General features: G+C 40.9%; 4 protein-coding genes. All 4 read right to left on the reverse strand.

Going from position 1 to position 3,642, the window contains the following annotated elements; genetic code table 11:
• Positions 1-97 precede the first annotated feature (97 nt).
• Entirely contained in the window at positions 98-622 is a 525-nt protein-coding gene (locus ACE3PQ_RS06760) for a hypothetical protein (protein ID WP_374296366.1), read from the reverse strand.
• 5 nt (positions 623-627) lie between these two features.
• Entirely contained in the window at positions 628-900 is a 273-nt protein-coding gene (locus tag ACE3PQ_RS06765) for a hypothetical protein (protein ID WP_374296368.1), read from the reverse strand.
• 2 nt (positions 901-902) lie between these two features.
• Positions 903-2,783 (reverse strand): DNA polymerase, encoded by a 1,881-nt coding sequence (locus ACE3PQ_RS06770; RefSeq protein WP_374296370.1) that lies wholly within the window; start codon positions 2,781-2,783, stop codon positions 903-905.
• Between the two features lie 76 nt (positions 2,784-2,859).
• Complete coding sequence (locus ACE3PQ_RS06775) at positions 2,860-3,060, reverse strand: hypothetical protein (RefSeq protein WP_374296372.1); 201 nt, start codon at positions 3,058-3,060, stop codon at positions 2,860-2,862.
• Positions 3,061-3,642 lie beyond the last annotated feature (582 nt).

Genomic DNA, 3,642 nt, shown 5'->3' on the forward strand with positions numbered 1-3,642 from the left:
CGTTCAAGTTGGGTGGATGACAGGTGAGTCAAGGCGCGAAGTAGTTCCAAAAAGTCGCTGGAGTCCATCATGCGAATTCCTGTTTAGAATACCCAACTTAATTATAGATCATGCACCAACACGTAACTGGAACAGCGCCCGATGTTGCACTTTCGTAGTAGTCCTCCCAGCTTTCCCAGTCATCCAGTGTCATCAAGCAATTATCTTCGCGCCAGCCATCAAAAAGAGTACGAGCTTGTTCACCCTGTTCGACAGATTCCCAAGGAATGCTATCAAAAGCTATATGTTCGGTATCTCTGACTTTAACCATCCGTGGATTGACCAATTTCCGTTTCCAGTCAAATTCCAGATTGAGGCGCTTTTCCTTTTGCAACATGATCAAATCTGATTCTGTTAGCCATTGCTCAGATGTTGAAATCAGATGGCTGTTATCAGTCATTTGGCCAGGCTCGCGGGTCAAATACAAGTTAAGCATATACTCATTGTGTTCAGGAGCAGGGCATGGAGGCTTGACTCCCGCTTTAGCCAACAATTCGGGCTCACCAGAAAAACATTCAGCCGTTAGCTGGCCTCGGGTTTTCATGGCTATGACCTGTTTGATACGATGTTTTCGCACCAACATAATAATCACTCTCCCTGGTATTTGTTCAGAGTTTCATTTAATAAATCAACTAACTGTTTTTTCCCCCAATTGGTTTTTGTATCTATCTGATGATAAAAACATTGTTGTATCACCCGTAGCTGTAATAGAAATTTATTCTCATTTTCAATTAGATAAGCATTCATGATATATTCAAAATAATTTTTAGCGCTTTTGCAGTTCCATGTAGGCGCATTTTTCAGTGCTAACCGGTATTTATTGCACAATATTTCAATTACATTGGGGTGGATCTTCTTCATCATTAGTCTCCAATAATTTGACAAAGTTTGTTAAAACGACTGCATACAGGGCCTGTAAGGTCCAATTCAGCCTCGGTAGCGTCAGTTAAAAAACCATCAGTGGTGACGCTGATAACACTGCGGTTTGATGGAACAGAAGCTAATATTTCTGAAACCACAGCACGGATAAATCCAGTGGTATGGCTTGCCATATAAGGGTTGGTAATTGCAGATGGAGGGATCTTCTTCGATAACCCTGAAGTAGTATCAAATGCCGTACGTTCTTTCAGCCCTTGGCCTGTTTTCCCATAAAGAGAATTACCTATTTCTTTCCACAGCAACTCTTCGAAAGATTTCTTCGGATAGCTAGTGCGTTTTTGACGAACTAAACGCACAAAAGGCTCAAATACCGGCTTGCTATTGGATACCCAAGGAATGATGACGCCTTGTACTACTTCAATGTCACAACCCAAATTTAGAGCAACTTCAATTTCAGGTGCTGTGCAGTAGGATGTTCCTGAAATAGGGAATATCAGGCCATAGCGTTGATGCCTGACAGGTAAGCAAGGAAAGCGTGTAGCGGCAGGAAACTTGAATTTGACTAATGCAAAACCACAGGTATGGCCTTTAAATTCATGCGGATCTGTAACCATATAGGCTTTGCCATAGTCCAATATCAGCAAATCACACATGCCAGTGGTATAAGCACCCTGGAGATCAAAATCGAAGAACTCTCCAACAAGGCTTGGTCCGCAAGTAAAGCATTCATTACGGCCGCCGTGGTAACACCGGATAACCAATTCCTCAAACAGGATCCGGGTTGGACTTGGGACTAGCTGTTTCGTGGTATGGGGTCGGCCCTTAGCTTTGTTCCAGTGCTCGGTTGTTTCAAGCACAAGACCAAAGATGAGTTTGTAATCAAGGGTCTCATCACTTTGCAAGGTTTGTTTGAAAATAGAAACGGCAATAGCGCCGATAGTAGAGGGTAATTTGCCAAGTTTAAGTTCTTCGGAAAATGTAAGCATCAGCATGCCATAGCGCACTGCAATTTCGGCATCTCGGATGGCATATTCTTCAAATAAAGCGGGTTGTTCCTGCTTAAATTCGTGCATATTGTCTTTGGTGTACCCTGCGGGTAACTCAAGCTTGGGCAAACCGATCAACTCACCTACAGCGGATAAGCCGGCACCATTGGGTGTCAACGGTAGGGTGTCAATGAAGCGAACACCACAGAGGATGCCTTTACGGTTTTGGTCCCGTAGCAGTACGGGCTCATTTCCAGCTTTGCGAGACTCTACTGCATCGATATTGACGCCATATCCATCTTTGAGAGATGTGATAGTGCGTCGCATACCTGAAACGGTGGTCTTATAGGCAGACCAAAAATCCGCAAAATGGGTAAAATCAGCACGTAAGAAATGTCCAAAAATATAGACTGTTTCAGGATATTCACTGATGACGCCTTCCTTTTTGGCTTGATGCAGAATATAACCAATGAAGTAGGTAAATTTTAACCGATGTTTATCGTCTAAGTTTTTTGGATATATAATACCTTTAAAAACAATACTGTTGACGATTAGACAATATTGGTAGCTGATCACTTGATTTCGTTTATTTATAGCATCAAATACATATTCACAATCAATGCCTAAACATACTGCGGTGCCCAATGCCCATGCGAAAGTTAATGTTTCGTCTGAGATGATTGGTGAGACATTATCATCTTGCTGCTGATCTTGTAAAAGTAATTTATATATTTCCTTAGCTGAATAAATCGATTCATCATCTGAATTTAGATCAGATAATGTCTCATTCATTATTTCAGCCTGTGTGGGCGGCGTGTTTGAAAACATACACACATCACCACTTGGAGGGCTAATAATATTGCCTCTAGATATTTCCATTTTTTTCTCCAACTAGTTTTTGATAAAAATAAAGACTCTCCCCCTCAAAGAGGAGAGTCTTTATTAGTGTTAGAAATTAAGCAGTTAGTTTGGCAACAATTTCATCACGTATTTTTGTCGCCTTGTCATTATCTGGTTCGTTGATCCAAAATAATTTTTTACCTTCGCTGTTAAGAAGCATAACGCCAGCATTAGGGTACAAACAACATGCACTGATCAGAGACAAACGGATGTAATCATTTTTCGGGGTAGTGAAAAAATCATCTGGCTTAGCCATAGGGACACCTTTAAATTAGTGATTAACGTTATGCGGCCTTGTACTCCTTGATTTCCTAGATCTGAGTGCTTGGCCGCAGTTCATATGTGCAGTTCATCGGCTGCACAAATACAATTGCAATTTTCATCCACGATTTCAATGGCATATGATTAGTATGTTTTTTAATCAATTAAATGGCATGCCATGTGCTTTAAAACGGTTTTGGGATAAGAAAGCCCTTTAAAAATTTTTGCTCAAAAAATGAGCAATGCAAAAGGGTAATAATTAGCCTCAAATGGATCTTTAATTATCTAATGAAAACTTGATTTAAATCACAAAAATAGCGATTGATATAGGTGTTATGTACCCATAAAAATGAGTGGTGTAACTTTCCTATTGGGGATGCACACTAAGCTACACACCACCACCTCCATTCTGGCAGCATCCCCTTAGTGTTCAGTATCACTTCGATAGCAGTTATTCATACCTTCAAAGATGCCTTTTACATCCCAGCCAGAGCAGTAAAATATGCCAAATGCCAAATGCCAAATGCCAAATGCCAAATGCCAAATGCCAAATGCCAAATGCCAAATGCCAAATGCC

The sequence above is a fragment of the Acinetobacter sp. genome (assembly GCF_041911495.1).
Classification (GTDB): Bacteria; Pseudomonadota; Gammaproteobacteria; order Pseudomonadales; family Moraxellaceae; genus Acinetobacter.

Bases quoted from the DNA above. Each gene is read 5' to 3' on its own strand.
- ACE3PQ_RS06760 (WP_374296366.1), bottom strand. From the start codon at position 622: ATGTTGGTGCGAAAACATCGTATCAAACAGGTCATAGCCATGAAAACC.
- ACE3PQ_RS06770 (WP_374296370.1), bottom strand. From the start codon at position 2,783: ATGGAAATATCTAGAGGCAATATTATTAGCCCTCCAAGTGGTGATGTG.
- ACE3PQ_RS06775 (WP_374296372.1), bottom strand. From the start codon at position 3,060: ATGGCTAAGCCAGATGATTTTTTCACTACCCCGAAAAATGATTACATC.
- ACE3PQ_RS06765 (WP_374296368.1), bottom strand. From the start codon at position 900: ATGAAGAAGATCCACCCCAATGTAATTGAAATATTGTGCAATAAATAC.